Source organism: Kangiella sp. (assembly GCF_014762745.1).
In the GTDB taxonomy this organism is placed as follows: domain Bacteria; phylum Pseudomonadota; class Gammaproteobacteria; order Enterobacterales; family Kangiellaceae; genus Kangiella.
In genome coordinates, this window is record NZ_JABURJ010000120.1 from 1 (window position 1) to 23900 (window position 23900).

The following is a 23900-nucleotide window of genomic DNA, read 5'->3' on the forward strand; positions in this document are numbered from 1 at the left end:
GAAGCCCTGAATTATAGCGTCTATGGCTTAGATATCTAGGATTTGTTGAACTTTCCTGCCGCTTTTGTGCTAACAAATCCTAGGCATGAGAGGTTATTTTGCCGGTTTGGCGATATAGACGAATGAGGGCGGAATATTGAGTGCAGTCCATTTAGATTTGGTTTCGGGGAAATACTCTCTGATCAGCTTTCGATCCTTGGGCAGATACTGATATTGCACGAATAGGCCATTCGGTGACAGAACCTGATGGATCTGTTGTAAAAGGTCGCGCTTCATTTTTTCATCGAACAGAGCAATTGGCAGACAGGAAAGCACAAAATCGACACTGTCTGCGGCAAAATCATTAGTTAGCTCAAGCGCGGAATGATTGTTGATGCTAAAGCCAGGATGTTGAATCCCCTGCAGTAGAGGCAGTAGTTGGTCTGATAGCTCATAGGCTGTCAATTGAGCATCAGGAGCCATTGTTGCCAGCAAGTGGCGAGTAATCACGCCATCGCCAGCGCCCAATTCAATCAAGGTCTTGGCAGAAGGGGAGATGTTTTTAGCAATTTTCTTAGCCAGAAAGCGAGAGCTCGGAGCAATGCTTCCTGTACTTTTTAAATTTTTCAGGGCGTATCGGGTAAACCCATTCATACAATAGTTCTCGCCTAAGCTATTAAAATTATTATTAATTTTATTAAAAGATAAAAAATTAATGCTTTTTATGTTGCAATGGATAACCGTGTCCACGGTAAAACTTGTAGCGCTCTCGGGCACTTTCTTTGTGTTCTTCCTGATTAGGCACTATCTCATAGCACTTGAGAAAATAACTGAAAAAAGGTTGCACGTCACGCGAAAGATTGATCAGACAGTCGTGTTGTTCTTCAGGCGGCTGGTTAAAACCAATTTGCACGGGAGGGGCTTTTGCCGGCCCTTCGCCAACCAGATTGTGAGGTATAAATTCGTTTAAGTCTAAAGCCCATAGATACTCATCGACCGCATGGGCCTGTGCCTGATCGTGTGCGTGGATATAGACTTTGCGGCCTTGTTTGTAGAGGCTTTTAACACATTGACCAACCAGGCGAAGATAAGCCTCTTCGCCTGGTTGGCTTTCCAGAATATGGAACTCGACCTGCGTCATAGTTACTTGATTCGGTTAAGAACAATTTGTGATAGTAAAGGTACGGGTCGGCCGGTCGCGCCTTTTTTAGCGCCACTGTTCCAGGCTGTACCTGCGATATCAAGATGCGCCCAGCGATATTTCTTAGTAAATTTTGCCAGGAAACATGCCGCTGTAATTGAGCCCGCTGCGCGACCACCAAGGTTGGTAAAGTCTGCGACGTTGCTCTTGAGCTGCTGATGGTATTCTTCCCAGATTGGTAGGCGCCACACGCGGTCATTAGTAATTTCACTGGCTGACTCGATTTCATTAGCCAGACCATTGTGGTTGCTCATCATTCCGGAAGCTTCATGGCCCAATGCAATAATCACTGCACCCGTCAAGGTTGCGATATCAATGACGATGTCTGGATCGTAGCGCTCAATATAGGTCAGTGCATCACACAATACCAAGCGGCCTTCTGCATCAGTGTTTAAAATTTCGATTGTCTGGCCTGATAGAGATGTGACTACATCCCCTGGACGAGTTGCGCGCCCACTTGGCATGTTCTCAGCTGCTGCAACAACGCCTACCACATTGACCGGCAGGTTCATTTCCGCGATCGCCTGCATCACACCAAATACCGACGCTGCACCGCCCATATCAAACTTCATTTCATCCATGGATGCTGATGGCTTGATTGAAATGCCGCCGGTATCGAAAGTAATACCTTTACCAACAAATACCACTGGCTTTTCATCTTTGCCGCCAGCCATATACTCCATACAAATCAATTTACCAGGTTGGTCGGAACCCTGGGAAACTGAAACAAATGCACCAGCTCCCATGTCTGCCAGTTCAGACTCATCCAGAATGGTCGTCTTCATGGCATCGTAATGCTTGGCGAGCTCTTCGGCACGCTTAGCAAGATAGGTTGGGTTACAGATATTGCCAGGCAGGTTGGCCAGGTCTTTGGTTAATGACTGACCTTTGCTGATAGCCATGGCGTGTGAAATGGCTTTTTCACCTTCAGGCAGATCAGCGCGTGACTCGACGAATAATGTGATCTTGCGTAGCGGGCGTCGTGTTTCAGACTTTTTGCTTTTCAGCTCTTCAAACTGATAAAGACTATCGTTGGCAGCTTCAACCGCGAAGCGGACTTTCCAATATAAATCCTGACCTTTAACATTTAATAACGGTAGGCAACTGATAGCGTCAGTTGTCCCTGTTTCGTGAAGAAATTTGATGGTTTTGCTGGATAATTTTTTATATTGAGAGCCGTCAAACTCTCGCTCTTTACCACAGCCGACCAATAAAACGCGCTCACAACTGGTGTGCGGAACGTTATGCAATAAAAGTGTCTGGCCAAACTTGCCTTCCATGTCGCCGCGACGAACGATGGCGCTGATATAGCCATCGCTGATTTCGTCAATATGTTGCGCCTGAGCGGATAGTTTACGCGACTCAAATACGCCAACAATCAGACAGCCAGTTTTTTGTTTTTCGGGACTGCCACTTTTTACAAAGAGTTCCATAGATCACCTGCAAATCGTTGATTTTGGTTTATAATGCGCCATAGTTTAACCGATATGAGAATTAATACCAGCTTAGCGTTGTCTGCAAACTGGTATTAAAAAGCCAGTAAAACCAAGGATTTCCTTTGATTTTAAGTCGTTATCTAAATCGCGAAGTGTTAACCAGCACCACTGCTATTTTGGGTGTGCTGTTTGCCATTTTTATGAGCCAGCGCATCGTGAAATATCTGGCGCAGGCGGCAGCGGGTGATATTTCCGGTGCCATGGTCTGGCAGATGGTCGGTTTATATAGCCCCGTTCTGATTGGTTTCTTATTGCCTCTGGCTTTTTTCCTTGGTTGTTTACTGGCTTTCAGCCGTTTATATGTCGACAGTGAAATGGCCGTATTGCGCTCCGTCGGAGTTAGCGAGCAGTTCCTGATAAAAATGCTGATGCCTGCTGCATTGATTATTGCTGCAATTGGCGGAGCCGTAACCCTGTGGTTATCACCGCAGGCCAATGAGCTGACCTACCAAATACGTGATGAGCATGCCAGCAAGTTGGAACTTAGCATGTTGACGCCGGGTCACTTTCAGGTCTTTCAGGAGGGGCAGGGCGTGGTCTATGCCGATTCGTCAGAACGCCCCACTCAGTTGGGTAATTTCTTTCTGGCTGAAATGCCCACCGAAACCAATCCCAACACTCGAATCATTTCAGCACAAAGTGCCGAGCGTTTTTATGACGAGTCCATTGATAAGAATTTTTTGCAGCTTAATGATGGGCACGTTTATGAACTGGATGAAAACCAGCAAATCAGCAAAATAACGCGCTTTGAGAGCTATTTTGCTCGACTCGATGCTGAGCGTAGCATTGTCTCACGTCGCAAAATCAGCGCAACTGCCACATCTGAACTTTGGGATACCGCTGATGGTGCCAGTTGGGCTGAGCTTCATTGGCGACTGGCCGTTCCCATCTCAGTTCCACTATTTATGTTCCTCGCCATTCCGTTAAGTCGTGTGCGACCGCGCGAAGGAAAGTTTGCCAAGATGTTGCCGGCGCTAATGGTCTATATCGGTTATATCGTCTTGATTGTGGTTGTACGACGTGCGCTGGAAGATGAAAAGATTCCCGGTTGGCTGGGCTTTATCCCTATCTATCTGGTGATGTCATTATTGGCAGCGCGATTACTTTATCTGCACGGACGGGCCAATACGGTTAAAGCAAAGCAGCAAGCCGATAATGGGGGGGCCAGCTCGTGAATATATTGCGCTTCTATATTGGCAAAACGATTTTGGCGACATCGCTGATTACCTTATTGGCCCTGTCGGTCATTCGGGTTCTGTTTGCTCTGATTGACGAAAGTGGGGATTTTGGCAAGGGTAGCTATCAATTTGTTGATGGTCTGGCTTATTCATTATTGCTGGCACCGCAGTACATTTATGAATTTTTCCCGATGGCAATTCTGATCGGCTCAATTGCTGGACTGGGTTTGCTGGCTTCGCGCAGTGAGTTAACGGTTATGCGGGCTGCCGGCAAGACCACCATGCAGATTGTCGGTTCGGCACTCAGCTATGGTCTGATCCTGATCGCCTTTGCCATTTTTCTTGGTGAGTATGTATCACCGAAGACCACCCGTATGGCTGAAGATATTCGCAACCGTGCCATTCTCGGAGATCAGCTGGTTAAGGGGGAGCAGGGTGTCTGGGTTAAAGATGGCGGCAAGATGGTGCATGTGAAAGACGTGATTGGCAGTGACCGAATGGATGGTGTCTCGATTTATCAGTTCAATCAAAGCCAGACTTTGCAGTCGGTGATACATGCTTCAAGCGCTTTGTTGGATGATAATGTATGGCAGCTGAAAAATGGCTACAAAACTACTATCTTCGCCGATCATGTTGAGCGAGAGCGCTTTGATGCAATGGAGTGGCAAACCAATATTCAGATGGACAATTTAACGGTGCTCAGCGATGACCCTGAAACTCTGGATATTGTCAGCCTTTATAATTATCGGCAGTATCTAGCCAATAATGGGTTGGAAACTCAAACCTATGATCTGGCGTTCTGGCGCAAGCTTATTCAGCCAATCAGTACTGCCATCATGATTGTGTTGGCCGCTTCTTTTGTGTTCGGGCCAATGCGTAGCGTTTCCATGGGCGCCAGAGTTTTAGTGGGTGTTTTAACCGGCATGGCTTATTTCTTTGCTGTGAGAACCTTCGGCCCGGTCAGTCTGGTGTTCGGTATGCCAGCAATATTCGGAGCAATTTTACCGCCCGCCATTTTTGCCGCTGGTGCCTGGTATATGTTGCGACGGGCAGGTTGATGTGGCTTAAACCGAGCAGTTGCAGCTTCTTTTAATCGTCATCAGGCTAAGAATCGAGTAAAATACTCGCTTTGGCGCTGCCATATCAGGTTCGGTTGTATTGCACTTCAGACCCTATAACCGAGCTTATCATTATGCCTTCCTTACGTTTTCGCTACCAAACCATTGAGTTTGGTGATCGTGGTGAACTGGATATCCATCTGCGCACGCTGCGAGATAAACAACAATTTTCTGACCGCTATCAAGTCGCCGAAAAGCTCGGCATCAGTTCTGCCTCTTGGCCAATCTTTGGCGTGGTCTGGGACTCCAGTCGTGTATTAGCGGACCTCATGCATGACTTTGATATTCAGGGTAAGCGTATTCTAGAAGTGGGCTGCGGTATCGGGCTGGCTAGCCTGGTTCTCAATAAACGCCAGGCAGATATTACCGCCACCGACTATCACCCGGAAGTTGAAAATTTTCTGAATACCAATGCCTTATTAAACAACGATCAGGTTATCCCATTTGTTCGAACCGGCTGGGCTGATGACGACAGCGGAATAGGGCAGTTCGATCTGATAATCGGTAGTGATTTGTTGTATGAGGTGGAGCATGTTGAGCTTTTGTCAGACTTTATTGATCAACATGCCAAGCCGCAGTGTGAAGTCATCTTGATTGATCCGGGCCGCGGCCACCATGCGAAATTTAGTCGCAAAATGGTTGAGTTGGGCTATCAGCATACCCAGACCGCAGCCATTCCAAATGATGCAATGGCTAATAACTACAAAGGACAGGTGTTGCGTTACGAGCGTAGTTAGTCTTTTTGTTTGTCAGGAAGTGCGACAACGCGAGTGCCGCTGATTATGTCGTGCCAGCCCAGTTTTTTCGAGTTGAACAGGCTGAATAGCATGCCAATACCCAATACAGCGGTAATGTCTCGCAGCAAGGCCTGGCCAAAAGTGACTGGCTTGCCATCTTTTTGTACCAGCATCAATTTCCAGGAGCTCATGCCGACAGTCTGGCCGAAGCGGACGTGAGAGCCGACAAAGTAAAAGAGTATTAATAAAGCTGGAAGAACGGAGTAAATTTTGTAGAGGAGCGTGTCCTGCCCAGTATAGATATCATCAACGCCCAATAACCAGCGGATCAATGGAAAAGTGAAAAGCCCCCACAAAAACCAGATAGCGACACAGATCAAAGCATCATAAAGCCATGCTCCTAACTTTTTAGTTAATGGGGCGGGGGTGGTGACCAGTTGTTTAGAGGCAGTCTGTTCAGACATGGTTTTTCTGCGCAGCTTATAAAGTGGCGCTAGTTTAACAAAAGCCGCACTTCGACTCCATACGAAACATTCGGTAACAGCATCTGCTTTATCAAGCAGCTAAATCTTGCTATAAAAGGCTCACGAACATTTCTTTGGTGACAATAATGAAACTAGTCAAAGCGCTTTTTATTTCGAGCATAATTTCCAGCAGCCTGCTGGTTAGCAGCATCACTGCCAATGCAGGCGAAGATTATACCCAGTGGTTGCATGAATTTTTCGACAAGGTTGAAGAGTACAGTCTTAAGCAGAATCCTTTATGGGCTGCCAGTCGTGGCGATGAGTCGGCCAAAGGCAAACTGCGTGATGTCAGCCCCGAAGCTTATCAGGTACGCAAGCAGGAGTTGCAAGAGCTGCTGGATGAGTTGAGCAGTATTAAGCGGTCTGACCTTTCTGCCGAGGACCAAATCAGTTATGACATGATGAAGTCGCAGCTTGAACAACAGGTCGCGGAGATTGATTTTAAAACTTACCAGATGCCGCTTAATTCTGAGTGGGGCTTCCATGTGGAAGCAGCTGGTCTGGCGCAGCGAGTCAGTCTGCGAACCTATGAGGACTACGAAAACTACCTGGCTTTGTTGACGCAAATTCCTGGCTTCTTCCAGCAGAATATCAGTAACATGCAAGCAGGTCAGGCGCGAGGTTTTAGCGTACCGAAAGCTGTGCTGGAAGGTTATAGCGACGGCATCAAGGCCTACATTAAAGATAATGCCAGTGAAACTGCCTGGTTTGCTCCCTTCAATAATTTCCCGAAACACTTTACCGAAGAGCAGAAAAAAGAATTGGTGAAGCAGGCGACGACAGTAATCGGCCAGGTAGTGGTGCCAGAATATCAAAACTACCTGAAATTCTTTGAACAAGAATATTATCCAAATGCCAAGAAAACCATTGCCGCGTATGACTTTCCAGACGGCAAAGCTTACTACCAGAACCAGCTAAAGCTCTATACGACGCTTGATCTGACGCCAGATGAGATCCATCAAATTGGTTTGTCAGAGGTAAAGCGTATTCGTGCTGAAATGGAGCAGGTCATAAAAGACAGTGGTTTTGAAGGGACTTTTGCCGAGTTTCTAGACTTTTTGCGCACCGATCCGCAGTTCTACGCCAAAACCCCCGAAGAGCTGATTAAAGAAGCATCATATATTGCAAAGCGTATGGATCATAAGTTGCCGCAGTTCTTTGGTAAGTTGCCGCGCCAGCCTTATGGCGTTGTGCCTGTTCCAGAAGCTATTGCTCCGAAATACACAACCGGTCGCTACTCAGGAGCACCATTAGACAGCACCCGCGCAGGCGAATATTGGGTCAATACCTACGCCTTGGACAAGCGTCCTTTGTATAACCTTGAAGCGCTTACCTTGCACGAAGCCGTGCCTGGCCATCATCTTCAGACCGCTTTAGCCAAAGAATTGGAGCACTTGCCCAACTTCCGCCAGAACACCTATATTTCAGCCTTTGGCGAAGGCTGGGGCTTATACAGCGAAAAACTGGGCCTTGAAGCAGGTTTTTATCAAGACCCGTACAGTAACTTCGGACGCCTGACCTATGAAATGTGGCGTGCTATTCGCCTGGTTGTGGATACCGGCATGCATACCAAAGGCTGGACACGCGAACAGGCCATTAAAATGATGGAAGAAAATACCGCGCTCTCAACTCACAACGTACGTACCGAAATTGACCGCTATATCAGCTGGCCAGCGCAAGCCTTGTCTTATAAATTAGGCGAATTGAAAATCCTGGAGTTACGAGCCAAAGCAGAGAAAGAACTTGGCCCAGACTTTGATATCCGAAAATTCCACGATGCTGTGCTAGCAAATGGCTCAATTCCTCTAAGCGTACTCGAAACCCAAATCGAACAATTTATTGAGCAGGAAAAGCAACGACTGGCCGACAAAAGCCAGTCTTCATAAACCACTAAAAATGGCGCTGTAAGCTCTTGCAAAAGCAGGTTATTGGTTTATAATGCGCCTCACTTTTGAGGTCTTGTCTCAATAAAAAGTTTAAAGCCAGAGTGGTGAAATTGGTACGACGACCGATGGAGTCGGGAGTGCCCTCGGTGCACACGGGAGTAGCGCGAAGCGCTACAAAATGCTTTAGGTTAGCTCCTAAGCTACAATCAGGTTTAAAGCCAGAGTGGTGAAATTGGTATGACGACCGACGGAGTCGGGAGTGCCATCGGTGCACACGGGAGTAGCGCGAAGCGCTACAAAATGCTTTAGGTTAGCTCCTAAGCTACAATCAGGTTTAAAGCCAGAGTGGTGAAATTGGTAGACACACGGGATTCAAAATCCCGCGCCCTTAAAAGCGTGCCGGTTCGAGTCCGGCCTCTGGTACCACATCAAAGCCCTTGTTTTCGCAAGGGCTTTTTCTTTTCTGCAGCAATTTTCGCGCAAAATTCTCTAAAAGTAATACAACTGTATGCATTTGTATCCAATCTTCTGAGTTTGGTAAACCTGCTTGATGAATAAAGCTGGCTGGTTTTTAATAGATGGCTGTTTGTTTCGGTGGAATCCTAATGCGCTTATATCAATTGCTGGCTTGTGCTTTGTTGTCTATATCATTAGTTGGGTGTAAGGAACAATCCCAAGCAGAGAGTGACTCTGATTCACAATTTAATCCTCACAAAGGCCCTGTGCCGCCCATCTGTAGCGCACCGCCTCCTGTTAAAGATATCTGGGTACTTGAACCCATGCTTATTGAAAAGGGCTTGATCACCGAAGACATGGATAAAAAACAGCGAGAAGCTGTTATTAGAGAGTACATTAACAAGAAAAACTCAGTGTATGAGAACTGTTTAAAAGGAAAGTAATAATGAAACATACGACTATTTATAGTTTATTGGCTCTTGCGCTAACGACTCCTTTAGCCCAAGCAGCGGAGAAATCAATTACACCCAAAGACCCTGCTTTGGTTAATCAAGAAAGAATTTTGTACTGGCTTGAGAAGCGTGGCGAGATTAAGTCTGACTCCAGCGATATAGAAAAAGAACTAGCGGTTAAGCAGTATCTTGGTAACAGCTTGAATATACAGGCTAAAACACCAGCTTTGGTCTCTAGTAGCTTAAAGCAAAGACAGGCGTCCATACTCAAAGGGGTTGCCACTGAACAAAAAATTATTAACAACAAAACCGTTAAGGTGCTTGCTGTTCTAATTGATTTCCCAGATTTACCACATAATGACAATGGGTTGTCGTCAGGTGATACAGATATGTATTACAGTTCCTATCCAGCGTCGCATTATGATGGCTTAATGTTCTCGGAGACCGGTTTTACTGGTCCATCAGGCCAAACTCTTGAGTCTGGTTATAATTTTTACCAGGATGAGTCGGGCGGTACTTTCTTTTTTACCGGTAAATCTTATGGTTGGGTAACCGCTGATAATGATGCTGTTCATTATGGTGAAAATGACGTTGATACAGAAAATGATAAAAATGTTCCTGCATTAGTTAAAGAAGCAGTTACCAAAGCCGTTCAGGAATATGGCATCAATCTTGCCGAGTATGATGTAGAAGATCCTTATGACTTAGATAATGATGGGAATATTGAAGAAGCCGATGGGCTTATTGACCATGTCATGATTTATCACTCAAGCGTTGGTGAAGAAGCTGGTGGTGGTGTATTGGGTGATGATGCTATCTGGTCACATCGATTCTATGTAGATGGTCAGCAGGGTGGCTACACTATTCCTGGAACTAATAAAAAAGTATTTGGTTACACTATTCAACCAATTGATGCGGCGACAGGCGTTGTTGTCCATGAGTTTGGACATGATTTAGGTCTGCCAGACGAATATGATATTGAGGGGTCTGAGGTAGGCTCTCCAGTAGGTATCTGGTCGGTTATGGCCTCGGGAAGCTGGGTCGGCAGTCCAGCTGGTACAAAACCAACAGGATTTAGTCCTTACGCACGCTCCTTCCTGCAAAATACCTATGGTGGTGACTGGATCGACGAAACCGTGGTTGAGCTTTCTGATTTAGAGGATGCTTCACAAGACATAGCCTTGGTGGAAGCTTCTAATCACTCTGGTAACGCTAATCAAATTCGAGTAAATATTCCGGCACCACTGGAAGACTTTACTGCACCTTATACCGGTTCCTACCAGTATTATTCTGGTAAGGGAGATATGAAGTCCAATAGCATGAGTTTTGATGTTGAGCTACCTGCAACAGGTACGCTTGAGCTTAGCATGAAAGCCCACTGGGATATTGAGGTAGATTGGGACTACCTTGTGGTTAAAGCTAACGATACAGTGTTAGCGGGTAATCACACGAAAGCAACTAATTCTCAGCACCCAAGTGTGGCTAACTTTATTACCGGAAAATCCCTTGATATAACTGGTGCAGAAGGTTCCGAGGGCTGGGTTGACCTGACCTTTGATGTGACTTCCTTTGCAGGTCAGACTGTAACCTTCAGTTTCAATTATGAAACGGATCAAGCAGTTGGTGGTTATGGTTTTGTAGCTGATGATATCGTAGTCAAGCAATCTGGCACATCCGTTTATTTTGATGGGGCTGAGTCTGAAGGTACTGCTACTTTTGCTGGCTTCCACCGTGTAGCGAATCAGGCTCCAATGCTTCCACAGAATTATTGGATTCAACTGCGTAGTGCTAATGGGCGTGATGCAGGTTTGGCTAACACCTTTAATACCCCGGGTGTTCTAGTGTGGTTTGGTAATGAAAATTATAGTGATAACAAGGTTGGCGATACTGTAGAGGGGCATCCCGGCTATGGTTTTGTGGGTGTTGTTGATGCCGACCAAAATATTATTATGGATGGTTCAAGCATTGGTAGCACTTTGAGCCAGATTCGAGACGCGGCATTCGGACTATATAATCAAAAAAGCTCAAGTGGCGATACTAATTTAGCTCCAATTTCTGTGTTTGATGACTCCAATGACTATTCGTCACCTGAGCAACCAGCTTCGGGTCTTGTGCTACCTGAGCATGGTTTCAAAATGGAAGTGATTGAGCAGTCCACTAATTCAAGCACTGCAACTGTTAAGCTAAGTGCTGCACCTCTGGAGTTAACTGCGGGCTTTGATTTTCAGCGTAATTTCCGAGAAGTGACATTTTTTAATGACACTGCGGGTGGAACACCGGGTTATACCTACGAGTGGAACTTTGGTGACGGCTCGGAGGTATCTACAGAAGAATCGCCAGTGCATAGTTATGCAGCTAGCGGAAGTTATACGGTGACTCTAACGGTTACTGACCAAGATGGTACCGTAAGTGAGTTTCAACAGCAGGTAATCATTGGGGATGTATTGTCAGTTGATTTTAACTCATCAGTAAGTGGTTCATCTGTTGAGCTTAGTGCAGTCATTGACGGTGGTGTTGAGTCTTACAATGTAGAATGGGACTTTGGTGATGATAACCAGGATACTGGCACTAATGTTAGCCACTCATACGCTTTGACTGGTACTTACACTATTACTATGACTGTAACCAGTGGTGATAACCAGCAGGCTCAAGCAACAAGGGAAGTGAGCGTGGTTGCTCCATTGAATGTTAACTTTACATCTAGTCGCAATAATCTGACCGTTACATTCTCAAGTACTGCAACTGGTGGTGATGGAAGCTATACCTATAGTTGGGATTTTGGTGATGGCAATAGCAGTACAGCAAAGTCACCATCACACACTTACTCTACCGCTGGCTCTTATGACGTGACTTTCAAAGTGACCGATGGTTCAGGTGTTGAGCGTGAAATGACCCAGTCCGTTACTGTAAGCGAGCCTCCATCAAATGGTGGCAGCGGCGGTGGTAGCGCCAACTGGTTGTTGCTGATGTTATTGGGTTTAGTTCTAATTAGAAGACGTTAATCCAGTCAGCTAAAACCAAGATACAAAGCCCTTGTTTTCGCAAGGGCTTTTTTTTGCCCAAAATTTAGTGACGTTAATCACAAAATAATGAAATACCCAAGTCATTACTGACTTGCAACCAGCGTTTTCTCCTTCCCTATCTCTGCTAATGTGTTCCATAACGTGCGCTCTTGTTTGAATATTGCATTGTTTGTTTTAAAGGCGTGTTTGAAAGTGTTTTAAAAGTCATTTTTTTTCAAGTGTATATCATTCTATCAATGTCTAAATATAAGTGCTTATGCTCTGGCTCCCTGTTTAAAACTAGTGTTTTTTACAATTAGTAAAACTGATGATATAACCTTCCTTGCCTTATAAAAACTAATTAAAGGCAAAAGAGAGTAATGCTTGCAGTGGGTGATAGCAAAATAACAAGCTGCAAGTGAATTATCAGCTTAAAACCTAGGGGGTAGCATATGCTGAACAAATCTTTCCTGAACAAGTTGTTGTTGGGGGCTTCACTTATTGGTGGCTCTTTAATGGCAGCTTCCGCGAGTGCCAATGTGGGCGTTGCTTTTGTTCATGGCACCGGCCAGCAAAGTGATGCTTATAACGACTACTGGACAGGCTCCATGATCCAGTCGGTCATTCAAGGTCTTCCGAATTCGAGTAATTACACTGTTATCAACTGCGACTTTACTCAATATATGTGGGACAGCCGTGCTTCTGGTTGTCTGGCGGGGCAATTAACCAACTTTATCAACAATAAAGGCATCAGTCAGATGACTCTGATCACCCACTCAAACGGTGGTAATGTGGTGCGCTGGATCCTGTCAAATCCAACCTGGGACAGTCGTTTCCCAAATATCATCAATAAAACCAAAGAAGTGATTGCGTTGGCGCCTTCGAGCGGTGGTACGCCTTTAGCGGAAGCTGTTTTAAATGGTAATGTGTTTGAAACGTCATTAGGTTGGTTGCTGGGCTATCAAAATGATGCAGTGCGTCAGCAGCAGGAGTCCTGGATGGCTTATTACAATGCAGAGTGGCTATATGGCACAGCTGGTCGCCCTAGTCTTCCCAAGCCCTTCGTTAACGTAGTGGGAACGGATGTCGAGTCAGCAGTCTGGGATGGTGACAGCTATTGCGGTGGTTACTCGCAGAATGTCGGTCTTGAGTTCACGCAAAACTGGCTCGACAGCTGCTCAGATGGTTTCCTCAATTGCAGTTCGCAAAGTGCTGCCGGTTCGGTCTGGTTCTATGATAAATGGTACACCAAAGATGGTGAGCCGCTCAGTCACGCGCAAAGCCGTCGTAACTGTTTCTATCTAGACTCATACTTACGTAACCGAATTTAAGGAGCCAACCATGAAGAATATCGTATTAATTACTTCGACTACGCTGGCTCTTATCATGAGTTCAGCGGTTAACGCCAATACTAATCCCAGAAACAATGACACCACCAGCTTCAGTTTTGCTGTGGGTCAAGACAGTAAATTTGCCATCACCCAGAGCCAACATATCCCTGCGACACAAAGCCGTGAATATAGCCTGGACGTGAATGGTCAGTCATTGCAACGTGGTGTGTCATTGACCACCAGCGCACCTGGTGCTCTGGTTCGCATCTCTGCAGCAGATGGTCGCTCGGCAGTAGAGCCACAGATGATGAATATCAGCCAGAAGGGTGGAAAAAGTTTCGCCAAAGGCAGTGGCTTCGACATGCTGGTCGATAGCAACTCAATGCAGGCACAAGGTGTTGGTTTCCAGCGTGGAACCACTGGCTTTAAATTAGCTGATAATTTGGGCCAAGGTGAGTTTACCTTGCAAACCAATCAGAAGCTTAACCCTAACGGTAAGTACCGCATCAACGTCTTTGAGAAAAACAGCGATACTGCTTTATACCTTAAATCGCAGCGTGGCGGTTATTTCAAAGGTGATACCTTAAGTGTTGATGCCCACGTTTTTGACCAGGGGCAGGCGCAAACTATCCGCAACATCAAAGGACAGCTAGTCTCACCAACCGGGCAAAGTTACCCAGTGATTTTCAAAAAATCAGGCGACGGCTATCAGGTGAAAATGCCGATGAAAATGGCGGCCGATAATGTGCCCGGAGCTTTGTGGGAGCTACACACTGAAGTTAAAGCCCATGTCAATGGCAAGTTGGTTCAGCGTAATGGCCGTGTACCTTTCTCCTATGACGAAATGACTGCTTCAATGAGTAGTAATGTTCAAATCGTCGGTGGTGACAAAAACCTTAAAGCCATGGTTCCAGTAAGCGTCAAGCAGGACAGTCGCTTTGAAGTGCGCGGTGTTTTGTATGGCACAGACAATGCTGGCAACATGAAGCCAATCATGACCACTCACACCGCACAAGATCTTGGACGCGGCGCAGGTCAGATCATGATGGAGTTTGACGCTAAAATCTTGGCAAACAGTGGCCTTAGTGCGCCGTATGAGCTGAGAAATGTTGAGCTTCGTGATCAAAGCCAAATGGCCATTCTAAAATAATAACGTGTGTTTTGATTGATTCAGGCAGCTTAGGCTGCCTTTTTTATTTTTCTGTATGACAAAAATAAGGTAAAGTTATTCGCGTAGGTCGGATCAGCGAAGCGCCATCCGACACAATTTTCTGCATGTTTCGTTGTTGGATGGCACCACTAAGTGATTTATCCAACCTACGGTTACTAACACAAAGAACAGGGACAAGGACGTGAATTATCTAATCGGGGCTTTATTTGGAATTTTATTAGTATTGGTTGTACTTGGCGGTTTCACCTATCTGCATTATCTGGAAGTCGATTCAATCAAACAGGAAATAGAACATAACCGGCAAAAACAACAAGCAAAGCAAACAGAACCATCTGCTCAAAAAACTGCAAAGCCAGTTAGTCAAAATGCCGCTAACAACAAGCGACAAAACTCTTCTCCTCAGAATCAAAAGCCTGCTTCTCAACAAAAGCCAGTGATTTACACTTGGACGGATACTAGCGGCAACAAACGGTTCTCAGAAACACCACCATCATCAGGTAACTATCAAGTACAGGAATTATCTGGTGATGGATTCAGCGTGATACCAATGGAGCGCGTTAATCCTATTCAAAGAAGCACAACCACTGAGCGGCAAGCCAATAGTAATTATCAAAATCCAGCCATGATCAAACAACAGCTCTTATCGAAAAACCATACCCATTGCCGCTGGGTCGTTGGTCGTGCCTATGAAACCTACCTGAAAATACAACAGCACACAGGCCCGAATCGAAGTATTTACTGTGATGAATACAAAGAACGATTAATCGAAATGCGCAAATTAGCTAGAGAAGGGGAAGCCTGTTATTACCCTTATGGGTATACCTCAAAGTGTTAGATTCCAAGATTAATATAAGTAGAAAAAGGTGAATGGTAATGTCAGAAGCGATAACAAAAACAAATCTTATTATTGTACTAGTGTTATGTTTTTTAATCGGATACGGAATAAAAGAGGTGTTCTTCACAGCCGAAGTTGAAACAGAAGATTTTTCTTTTAGCTTCAAGTCTGAATATCTTGATGGACTAGAAAGTGATATCCGTATTGAATTTGTGATGGATGAAAATAGTAATGAGCTTGTGCAGTACGTTGAAATTTATGATGGAAAGCGCAAAGTGCTTGATTCAATTTCTCGGGAAGAGTTTGAAAAAGAAGTTGAGCCATATCGTGAGTCTTATGCAAAATTTAGAAAGGATTTGAACGAAGAAGAGTTAGATAAGTTTTTGGCTTTTGGACTCTTCGAAGAACGATATGAAGAAAGAAGGCTTCATGATAAGTAGTTAATCCCTATGGCAGGATTTGGTCGTGTTATATTTCTCAGCTAAATGTTAACCGCCCTTTCAAAAGCTTTATTAAAAATACTCTAGGATAATTAGTATAGATAGACTATAGGAACGATAATGTTAATTAAACGAAATGGTAAGTTTTTTTATAAGCTGTTTTTGCTGTGGCTTATGGTTTTACTTTTATTTGCTTTTATACAGGAAGAGACTGGTTTATTAAGTTTTTTTGATCTTAGTGCTTTTTGGCCTCAAGCAATGTACATAAAAAAATGTGGTGGACCATATCTTTTTTCAGGGTTTGTAACCATATTTTCAATACTGTTTTTTATGACTTGTTTATATTACACCTGTGTTAATGGCCTGGAAATAAATAAAAAGGCAAAACCATTTTATAGTGAGTTTAATCCAACTAAGTTTTCCTTAGTTATTGGTTCTTTAACTTTATTGATAACAATTTGCTATTTGTATACATTCCCAATAGTTATTACATGCAAAGAGGACTTACCCCCCTTAATGGCGCTTTTCTTTAGCTCAATTGTTAGCACAAATCTCGCAATGTCTATAGCTATTTTTCTATTCTATACCCTTATTGCCTTTGGATTTTCTATAACTATTTTATCGATTAAATTTAAATTGCTTTTGGAGGAAAGTTAATATTAAGTGTCCAGATAGCCCTAAAGAAATAAAAAGGCCATCAATGGATGCCCTTTAAATTATTAAGGTTAAGTATCGTAAGTCGTGATTGACGATCAGCAAGCTTTAACCCATCAAAACCTACTAGAAAGTCACTGGATCCCGCGGTCACAGCCGCGGGATGACAACGGTTAGGTTAAATCCCCCAGCGGGCTTTGGTGCCTCTTACGTCAACGTGTACGAATGGGCCGCGTACGGCGTTTGGTTTATAGACGCCAATGCCGCCGACAAGATCGTCACGATGATCGTGCACTTCCGGGTTATTGGCGAATTCATAAAGGCGTAGTGCATCTTTCTCGTTCACTTTGCCATCGCCATTGATGTCGTCCATGCGACCATTGGCTAGCGTATCAATAAAAATGTCTGATGCATCACCATAAACATGGCGGCTGTTGGCGACGTTTCCGATTGCGGCGTTATAGGCCGGTGTGCGGTAGCCACTCATGATGACAAAACTATCGGTACGAATGCCTCGGTTGTTCACATCGGTGAGCAAGTTTTCCAAGTTTTCCAGAAGGTTCTGTCTGAGCACCATGTACTTTGGAAAACCGCCGGGCTGTTTGCACAGGAATTGGCCTAAGGTGAAGTGTGGTGTGATTTTGGTATCCATGTTTTCTTTGGTCACTTCAATAAAACCTTTCGGCGCTGCGTAGGTAGGCAGGCCTTTCAATGGCTTGGGATAGTTGCCAATTTTGTAGCCATTAAGCACGCCATTTTTCATCTCTGTAGCAGGGCGCAACACAAACACGGATACACTAATCTGATGACCGGTTTCTACGTCAGTAGTTTCCAGTGTGTAAAGTCCTGGAGCTTTGGGAGCTTTCCACTTTAAATCACCTTTGTTCCAATTGAGTGTTTGCCACTGCTCATTAACCTGGACACGACTGGATAATTGTTCACGGCTCGACTTTAACTGTAATGATTGTTCCGGCATTACGGTATGGAAAAAGACTTCGTAGGGAATACTTCTTTTGTTAACACTTAGATCAAATTGGGCTTTACCGCTTTGATAGTCCTTAACCTGGGTAACTGCCTGGCTTAGATTAGGGGTTAAGATGATAAGGCTAGCGATTAGCAATAGTGTTAGCATCAATCGCCCTCTGTACAAGTCATTCAGTAAAATCTTTGGCACATAAACTCCTTCACTGGTTACAGTGAACTTAATATTTAAACAAAATTATGCCCTAGACCGTCCAGTTGGCCCTTAGATATGAGTCCTTTGAGGGTTAGCGCAAGAGGAAACTTGCCACTGGTTGTTGAAGTGCTTGATACAATTTTGTATCGCGTTGATAAATATCTGTTCTGAACTGAATCGTTTTGTTCAGCCCCTGATAAGCGGTTCTATATTCCAGTCTTATCGGCACAGACCTTGACAAATATACAGTATTTGTATGTTTTTTGTTCAATTGATTTTCTATATCGGTATCGCTCAATCCATTAGAACGCAGTATCCACCACAATAAATCCATCGGCTGCTGGATGCGAACACAACCGGAACTAAAAGCCCTTAAATCATTATTAAACAATGACTTAGAAGGCGTGTCGTGGAGATAAACTTCATAGTTATTAGGGAACATAAACTTAACCCGACCAAGTGCATTATCGCTCCCTGGAGCCTGCTCTAAACGGTAAGGAAAGTTGGATCTTGTGACCTGACTCCAGTCAATCAGAGTCGGATCCTGGACTTTCTGATCCTGCAAATAGACGCTAAATTGATTATCCAGCAGATATTGAGGGTTCTCCTGAATGAGTGGCAATTTATCTTTGGTAGCCAATTCCCAAGGTACTACCCAGGTAGGATTGAGCACAATATATTGGACGTTATCTTCGAAAACTGGGGTCTGACGATTGAGCTGACCGACAATTACCGGCATTCTCAGAGCTTCCTCACCATTTTCCTTGGCTACTAATTCGAAGCCAGCAATATTAACCGTGATCAGGCGATTGAAGTGCTTTTGCTGATGCCAGCGAATTCGCTCAAGGTTGACCGCCAGCTGCGCAATACGTTGTTGCGGAGTGATATTTAAGGCTGAGATGGTGTTTTTGCCTAACACCCCGTCGACCTTCAGCCCATGACGTGACTGAAAGCTTTCCACGGCATGTATCAGATCCCCTTCATAGACTAAATTCGTAGGTGCATGATGATCCCACTCTGCTGATAAGTCCCCCCAAAACACCAATCGTTCAGCAATTGAAGCTACACGTGGATCGGCCATATTGGGCTTAATCGAAGGTTTTACGTCCAATGTTGGCCAGGCAGGGGCTTCTTCACTGGTCAGTAAAACGAGGTACTCCTTAAGACTCTGGTAGCCATCAGACTGAGGTTCAATCGCCTTAAAGTATTCGGATAGTGATGACTGTGTTAGCGCTCGGGTTAATTGCTCAGAAACATCAACTGCCGGTTTAACAACTTGTGTGTCCTCAAAAATCAGATTGGGGTCGACTTTCCCAGACAGCAAGTGTTTAGACAGACTTAACACCGCATCAGTTTGCAGCAGATCGCACTCGGCCACTAATTCCTGAGTCAGAATCTGGCAACGTTCCATCAGTGTCTGGAAATGATAATCGCTGGCTAACAGACCTTGCCAATGAACCTGTTGTAAATAGGCCAATAGTTCCTGCAATGGATCCTGTCCGCGATATAAGGGATCCCAAAGGCGCGTAAAGCCCTGTAACTGGTAGAAATCGTAAAGCTCGGAAGTGTTTAGGAGTGAAACACCCAACAACGGCAGCTGGTGATTTTTAAGATGATAATCGAGGCTGACGCGAATTGCTGAGGTAGATTCTTGCAGGGTATTCGCTTGCATGGGATGGCTATTGGAGGAGTAAAGGGGCACAGGAGCCGTTTGCGCGGCTAGTTCGAGGCTAAATACGCTGAAGCCACCAAGAAGCGCAATCTTAGTGTATAAAAGACAGTTATCAATGCAATGTCTTAAGCCGCAACGCATAGTAAAACTCCAGTCAATAAATAGCTTCCTAGCTTATTTCAGTATAGACCTCTGCTGGGTGTTTTTCGAACAGTTGCGACCTAAGTTTTGTAAAGTTTAACATTGGGTCTGCTCGATACTCAGCATATTCAAGAGTAGCAAAGTGCAGAGTATTGGCTATTTGGCCTTTAATTACTCGTAGTTTGCCTAGGAAAGGGCTACACTGTGCGCCCAACGAATAAGCCCTCCCTTTATGACCTTTTCCCAACTTGATTTAATCCAGCCGTTACTAGAAGCCCTTCGCAAGAGTGGCTATGAAACACCTTCACCAATTCAGGCGAAAGTTATTCCTTTGATTTTAGAGGGACGGGATCTGATGGCGGCAGCGCAGACGGGAACGGGCAAAACTGCCGGTTTTTCACTGCCAATATTGCAACGCCTGTCAGAAGGTAAAAGAGCATCCGCCAATGCCGCCCGTTGTCTGATTTTGACACCAACGCGCGAGCTGGCAGAACAAGTTCACCAGAGTGTACAAAAATACGCGGCTAATCTGTCGCTAAATTCAGTGGTAGTTTATGGTGGCGTTAAAATTAATCCACAGATGCTCAAGCTGCGTCGCGGTACGGATGTGTTGGTAGCGACGCCCGGCAGGCTGCTGGATTTGATTGAAAAAAATGCCGTTGGTTTTAAAGACCTGGAGTTCCTGGTTCTGGATGAAGCCGATCGAATGTTGGACATGGGCTTTCTGCCAAGCATTAAGAGAATTATTGGCAAGCTGCCACAGAAGCGTCAAACCCTGCTGTTTTCTGCTACCTTCTCAGAATCCATAAAAGCCCTGAGCCAACAGTTTCTCTCTAACCCGACTTTAGTCGAAACGGGGCAGACCAATACCGCAGCAACAACGATTGAGCAGTGGATTCATCCAGTCGACAAGAAACAGAAGCCAGCCTTACTGAGCTATCTTATTGGCCATCATCAATGGCAACAGCTGTTAATCTTCGTAAGAACGCGCAGAGGCGCCAATAAACTCAGCACCGAGCTTGAAAAAAGAGGCATTAAGTCCACAGCCATTCATGGCGGCAAAAGCCAGGGCGCGCGCAACCGAGCACTCGCAGAATTTAAAGCAGGGCAGGTGACGACTCTGGTCGCGACCGACGTGGCAGCCCGTGGACTGGACATCGAACAGATGCCATTAGTCATCAACTATGATCTACCCGATGTCGCCGAAGATTACGTCCACCGCATCGGCCGTACTGGCCGTGCAGGAGAAAAAGGTACCGCAATATCGCTAGTCAGTGCTGATGAAGTCGATAACTTAAGCGCGATCCAGAACCTGATCCGCAAACAGCTGGAAAGAAAAGAGATAGAAGACTTCGAACCCCAACATGCGTTACCGCAAACCCCATTAAAGCCACTGGGCAAGAAAAAACCGCATAAAAAGAAACTCGCGAAAGCTCAACAGAAACAGGTCTCTAATAAAAACGGTCAGGCTAAAGGTAAGTCAGTAAAGAAAAAAACAGCCAGCAAGAATAGAAGCCGGAAGAGTTCTTGATTTAGTAGGTATTGCTGCTTGATATATTGGGCCGCATCTTAGAGGTTTAAGCTGGTGGGCGGCCGTGAAAATTAACATATAAGGTTTTCAATATATCAGGTAGCAACTGCCAGTAACTTTTTGCTTTTTCTGGTTTTACTTGCCAAAACAAGTTTTCTGTAAAAGAAGCATCTATACATTTCTTAACTTCATCATCACCTAATAGGTATTGCTTTCTAACGTATTCGAATAAACCTGCGTATCTCGAGGCAACTACTTCATTAGTCATTTCTTGATTGATAGCTTTAGCAAGACTTTCATACCATGAAAATGAATACTCAGGATCTAAACTACCCCAAGCCTGAATGTGGATATCGTCAGCAACCGTTGTTACTTCGGGAAACAGGGTTCTAAATTCATCGTACATTTCTAATACAGTCATGGGCTTATCTAACGCTTCTTCGTGGGCTTGCTGGTTAATTGTGTTAGTAATGTTTGAATATCCGCTTCTGAGGACACACCTTTTTCTACAGCCAAAAATGAAATCAATGTGATTGGTTGATTTTCTAATGCTGCCGCATAGGCTTTATGGTGTCCGTCAACAACATAATGGGCTAAACACCAGTGGCTAGTTATATCTATTTCATTCTCCCCATCAGCTGGCTCTTTAACGTCAAGTACAGATATTGCGACCATTGTTGGTTTACTTCCGTTCTTTATTGACTCTCTATAGCTAGAAACTCTACTTTTGTTTAACCAATTGTGTGGGAATGTTGGAATTAAGAATTCGAATAAGCCTTCACTATTATTTAATTTTGATGTGGTGAGCCGGAAATATTCTGTCATCGGAGAATGAGGCTTTCCTATGAAGCTATCAATTCCCCACAGGTCGACTTGCTCCTTAGAAAAATAGTCATCTTCATCGCTAGGTTCTATCAGTCTCGGGGTAACTTGAGAAAGGGTAACGATATATTTTCCATCAGGAATTATTCTTCCTAAGTCATCTAGAGAAAGTTCATCAAAGCCTTTAATTCCATCATTTAATGCGGCTATCATTACCTTTGGTTCGATCTTTTGATTGGCTCCTTCTAGGCGCTCAAAGAAAAAAGAGCAGGTACCGCATATATTTCCAATATGGAAAGCTTTATTGCCATCAATTGCTAAATACCGATCCCATACTTCCCACGATCCTCCTCCATCTGTTTCGAAGGATAGAATGCTATTCGAACCCGAAATTTGTAAATCAACTGTTTGTATTATCATACTTTTTGCTATCCAAACCCCAGCTCAGATATAACTACGGCTATTAGTATCACAACAAGCAATGCCATTGCATACATGGCAATGAATTGGAAGGCTATGGCGCTAATCCCAAGCGCTGCTGCGCCTGCTGCAACTCGATTAGGCTCTTTTTTAGCAAAGGCTAGAATTGCCAGAATAAATGCCAAGCCACCTAAGACAGCAGTAGAAACTTCGGTGATTTTGTCTGCATCCCAGTTGGATTGGTAAGTCTCCTGGTACTCTTCGCCTTTTATGGCCTTGAGCGTTGCATTTTTAATTGAAGCCGCTTTTTCAGCAATCGTAGTTTCTAAAGTTGGTTGCGGTGAGAATGGGCCAGCCCAGAAATGCACTAGAGCCAGTAATAAGGCAATACCGCCTAGTGTGATACCTATAAAACCGAATTTAGTTGATGCTTTAGACATTATTTTTATTCTCCTTTTAACAAAGTTTTGTTTAGTGAGTTCGCTTCAATAGTTATTTCAAATCCGAAGGCTTTTTGCTTTTATTAGAATCAGACACCTTTTTAAGCAAATCTTCAACCTGCTGCCTTGAACGACAAACATTCTCACAGGGTATACCATCTTTATCACCATCTCTTCTTCCAAAGTTACCACTAGGGTAATCGGCAATAACTTCAGCACATGAGCGATATTCTTTACAGGTTTTTGCAATGCTAACTTCAGGTAGGCATAGGACAAAAATCAGTAGTAGGATTAACTTATTTATTACCATTCATATTCCTATAAAGCCCACAACAGGGACTTGCGGCGGAGGCTGAAAGGGCTGTAGCAAACTGCTTACACTTGTTCCGTGTTTCCCACTTGTGCTTTCTGCTGTAATATTATTTGGTTTGGTGAAAAGGTACCTAGCCATTTATTGTTGCCGTCTGGCAGAACGCATTCTATTTCGTAGGCTACTGGAACAGCAGATTCAAAATATACCATTACTACAGCACCTTGATCACCTACCTCAGCATCTGGAACTGAAGGATTCGGTACTAATATTCTAACTATGTCGTATTTAGATATTTGTTGTGTCATCGGTTCAAGGTCGCGCAACAGTTGATTGTTAGGCTTTTACTCATATATGTTTAGAATTCCTAAAACAGCAGTAAACAAAACTCCTAGACCGAAAGCAATATAGTTTATATACATCCATGCTTGTAGCTTGAAGTCACGCTTAGACTCTTCCTTACTTCTAATATATGCCTCTATAGCCTTAGAGTTCGCAACGTAAATAAAGAGCGTGGAAATAACTGCAATTACAAAAGCTAGCATTGATAAGGAATAGAATATATTTGTATAGCAGGCACTTGAAGTTGGCTTTTCGTAAGCGGCTAATAGTAGACCGATTGCCGCCAAAGAAAATGTAAATATTGCTTTATTGGCGTCAACTCGTGTTGAAATATAAGACGACAGCATTACAGAGTAATGGGCAATATTTTTACCCTCTAACTCTTTCAGCTTACGGTCTCTTTTTTCTGAAGATGTTTCCGGTTCTGTCATAATAGATACTTAACGCCGCATTCAGCGGCTTGTCCGCTGCAATGCTTTGTTAGGCAAGATTGTTTCGCCCATGTAATTAACTGAGTGCCTATACTCCCTCTCTTTTGTGGAAACTAAGAGCGCATGGCAGTTACTGCAATAGTCATCGGGGAAT

Annotated in this window: 24 protein-coding genes and 1 tRNA gene; 13 read left to right on the top strand and 12 right to left on the bottom strand. The window is 44.4% G+C overall.

Annotated features, from left to right (window positions below; genetic code table 11):
* Window positions 1–93 precede the first annotated feature (93 nt).
* The 3 genes from HUJ19_RS10410 to HUJ19_RS10420 are packed head-to-tail and all read right to left on the bottom strand — an operon-like array spanning window position 94 to window position 2613.
* Window positions 94–633 carry a methyltransferase domain-containing protein gene (locus HUJ19_RS10410; RefSeq protein ID WP_290624136.1) on the bottom strand — a complete coding sequence of 180 codons (540 nt, stop codon included), beginning with the start codon at window positions 631–633 and terminating at the stop codon, window positions 94–96.
* A gap of 58 nt (window positions 634–691) precedes the next feature.
* The gene (locus HUJ19_RS10415; RefSeq protein ID WP_290624137.1) at window positions 692–1120 is read right to left on the bottom strand and encodes a DNA polymerase III subunit chi; all 429 of its coding nucleotides are present in this window, start codon (window positions 1118–1120) and stop codon (window positions 692–694) included.
* A gap of 2 nt (window positions 1121–1122) precedes the next feature.
* Window positions 1123–2613: a leucyl aminopeptidase gene (locus HUJ19_RS10420; RefSeq protein ID WP_290624138.1), complete on the bottom strand. Its 1491-nt coding sequence runs from the start codon at window positions 2611–2613 to the stop codon at window positions 1123–1125.
* A 125-nt stretch (window positions 2614–2738) separates the two neighbouring features.
* Here HUJ19_RS10420 and lptF point away from each other — a divergent pair, with 125 nt between their 5' ends.
* From lptF to HUJ19_RS10435, 3 genes are all read left to right on the top strand, one after another.
* Window positions 2739–3851, top strand: a complete 1113-nt coding sequence (gene lptF, locus HUJ19_RS10425; protein ID WP_290624139.1) for an LPS export ABC transporter permease LptF — start codon at window positions 2739–2741, stop codon at window positions 3849–3851.
* Complete coding sequence (gene lptG, locus HUJ19_RS10430) at window positions 3848–4912, top strand: LPS export ABC transporter permease LptG (RefSeq protein WP_290624140.1); 1065 nt, start codon at window positions 3848–3850, stop codon at window positions 4910–4912. Before lptF ends, lptG begins: the two co-directional genes overlap by 4 nt.
* Before the next feature lie 134 nt (window positions 4913–5046).
* Window positions 5047–5709, top strand: a complete 663-nt coding sequence (locus tag HUJ19_RS10435) for a methyltransferase domain-containing protein (RefSeq protein ID WP_290624141.1) — start codon at window positions 5047–5049, stop codon at window positions 5707–5709.
* Here the strand turns inward: HUJ19_RS10435 and HUJ19_RS10440 are convergent.
* A complete protein-coding gene (locus HUJ19_RS10440) occupies window positions 5706–6173 on the bottom strand; it encodes an RDD family protein (protein WP_290624142.1) in 468 nt (155 codons plus the stop codon). The two genes, HUJ19_RS10435 and HUJ19_RS10440, sit on opposite strands and share 4 nt — an antisense overlap.
* Before the next feature lie 146 nt (window positions 6174–6319).
* Between HUJ19_RS10440 and HUJ19_RS10445 the strand changes: the two genes are divergently transcribed.
* From HUJ19_RS10445 to HUJ19_RS10485, 9 genes are all read left to right on the top strand, one after another.
* Window positions 6320–8119 carry a DUF885 domain-containing protein gene (locus HUJ19_RS10445; protein WP_290624143.1) on the top strand — a complete coding sequence of 600 codons (1800 nt, stop codon included), beginning with the start codon at window positions 6320–6322 and terminating at the stop codon, window positions 8117–8119.
* Between the two features lie 339 nt (window positions 8120–8458).
* Window positions 8459–8545, top strand: a tRNA-Leu gene (locus HUJ19_RS10450).
* 179 nt (window positions 8546–8724) lie between these two features.
* Window positions 8725–9018, top strand: a complete 294-nt coding sequence (locus tag HUJ19_RS10455; RefSeq protein WP_290624144.1) for a hypothetical protein — start codon at window positions 8725–8727, stop codon at window positions 9016–9018.
* Window positions 9019–9020: 2 nt separating this feature from the next.
* A complete protein-coding gene (locus tag HUJ19_RS10460) occupies window positions 9021–12029 on the top strand; it encodes an immune inhibitor A domain-containing protein (RefSeq protein ID WP_290624145.1) in 3009 nt (1002 codons plus the stop codon).
* A gap of 452 nt (window positions 12030–12481) precedes the next feature.
* Window positions 12482–13360: a hypothetical protein gene (locus tag HUJ19_RS10465; protein WP_290624146.1), complete on the top strand. Its 879-nt coding sequence runs from the start codon at window positions 12482–12484 to the stop codon at window positions 13358–13360.
* A 10-nt stretch (window positions 13361–13370) separates the two neighbouring features.
* Complete coding sequence (locus HUJ19_RS10470) at window positions 13371–14510, top strand: DUF4785 domain-containing protein (RefSeq protein WP_290624147.1); 1140 nt, start codon at window positions 13371–13373, stop codon at window positions 14508–14510.
* A 202-nt stretch (window positions 14511–14712) separates the two neighbouring features.
* Window positions 14713–15366, top strand: coding sequence for a hypothetical protein (locus HUJ19_RS10475; protein ID WP_290624148.1), 654 nt, complete (start codon window positions 14713–14715; stop codon window positions 15364–15366).
* A gap of 38 nt (window positions 15367–15404) precedes the next feature.
* Complete coding sequence (locus HUJ19_RS10480) at window positions 15405–15806, top strand: hypothetical protein (protein WP_290624149.1); 402 nt, start codon at window positions 15405–15407, stop codon at window positions 15804–15806.
* Between the two features lie 120 nt (window positions 15807–15926).
* Window positions 15927–16463 carry a hypothetical protein gene (locus HUJ19_RS10485; protein WP_290624150.1) on the top strand — a complete coding sequence of 179 codons (537 nt, stop codon included), beginning with the start codon at window positions 15927–15929 and terminating at the stop codon, window positions 16461–16463.
* 175 nt (window positions 16464–16638) lie between these two features.
* On the opposite strand, the gene HUJ19_RS10490 is transcribed toward HUJ19_RS10485, so the two are convergent.
* Both HUJ19_RS10490 and HUJ19_RS10495 read right to left on the bottom strand, forming a co-directional pair.
* Complete coding sequence (locus tag HUJ19_RS10490; protein ID WP_290624151.1) at window positions 16639–17634, bottom strand: D-Ala-D-Ala carboxypeptidase family metallohydrolase; 996 nt, start codon at window positions 17632–17634, stop codon at window positions 16639–16641.
* 94 nt (window positions 17635–17728) lie between these two features.
* Entirely contained in the window at window positions 17729–19309 is a 1581-nt protein-coding gene (locus tag HUJ19_RS10495) for a L,D-transpeptidase family protein (protein ID WP_290624152.1), read from the bottom strand.
* A gap of 373 nt (window positions 19310–19682) precedes the next feature.
* Here HUJ19_RS10495 and HUJ19_RS10500 point away from each other — a divergent pair, with 373 nt between their 5' ends.
* Window positions 19683–20981 carry a DEAD/DEAH box helicase gene (locus HUJ19_RS10500; RefSeq protein ID WP_290624153.1) on the top strand — a complete coding sequence of 433 codons (1299 nt, stop codon included), beginning with the start codon at window positions 19683–19685 and terminating at the stop codon, window positions 20979–20981.
* 46 nt (window positions 20982–21027) lie between these two features.
* On the opposite strand, the gene HUJ19_RS10505 is transcribed toward HUJ19_RS10500, so the two are convergent.
* The 6 genes from HUJ19_RS10505 to HUJ19_RS10530 all read right to left on the bottom strand — a co-directional run bounded on the left by HUJ19_RS10505 (window position 21028) and on the right by HUJ19_RS10530 (window position 23746).
* Entirely contained in the window at window positions 21028–21402 is a 375-nt protein-coding gene (locus HUJ19_RS10505; protein ID WP_290624154.1) for a hypothetical protein, read from the bottom strand.
* An 8-nt stretch (window positions 21403–21410) separates the two neighbouring features.
* Window positions 21411–22223: a hypothetical protein gene (locus tag HUJ19_RS10510; protein WP_290624155.1), complete on the bottom strand. Its 813-nt coding sequence runs from the start codon at window positions 22221–22223 to the stop codon at window positions 21411–21413.
* Window positions 22224–22231: 8 nt separating this feature from the next.
* Window positions 22232–22663, bottom strand: coding sequence for a hypothetical protein (locus HUJ19_RS10515; RefSeq protein WP_290624156.1), 432 nt, complete (start codon window positions 22661–22663; stop codon window positions 22232–22234).
* Window positions 22664–22715: 52 nt separating this feature from the next.
* Window positions 22716–22973 (bottom strand): excalibur calcium-binding domain-containing protein, encoded by a 258-nt coding sequence (locus HUJ19_RS10520; protein ID WP_290624157.1) that lies wholly within the window; start codon window positions 22971–22973, stop codon window positions 22716–22718.
* 65 nt (window positions 22974–23038) lie between these two features.
* Entirely contained in the window at window positions 23039–23281 is a 243-nt protein-coding gene (locus HUJ19_RS10525; protein ID WP_290624158.1) for a hypothetical protein, read from the bottom strand.
* Window positions 23282–23317: 36 nt separating this feature from the next.
* Complete coding sequence (locus HUJ19_RS10530; RefSeq protein WP_290624159.1) at window positions 23318–23746, bottom strand: hypothetical protein; 429 nt, start codon at window positions 23744–23746, stop codon at window positions 23318–23320.
* Between the last annotated feature and the right edge of the window lie 154 nt (window positions 23747–23900).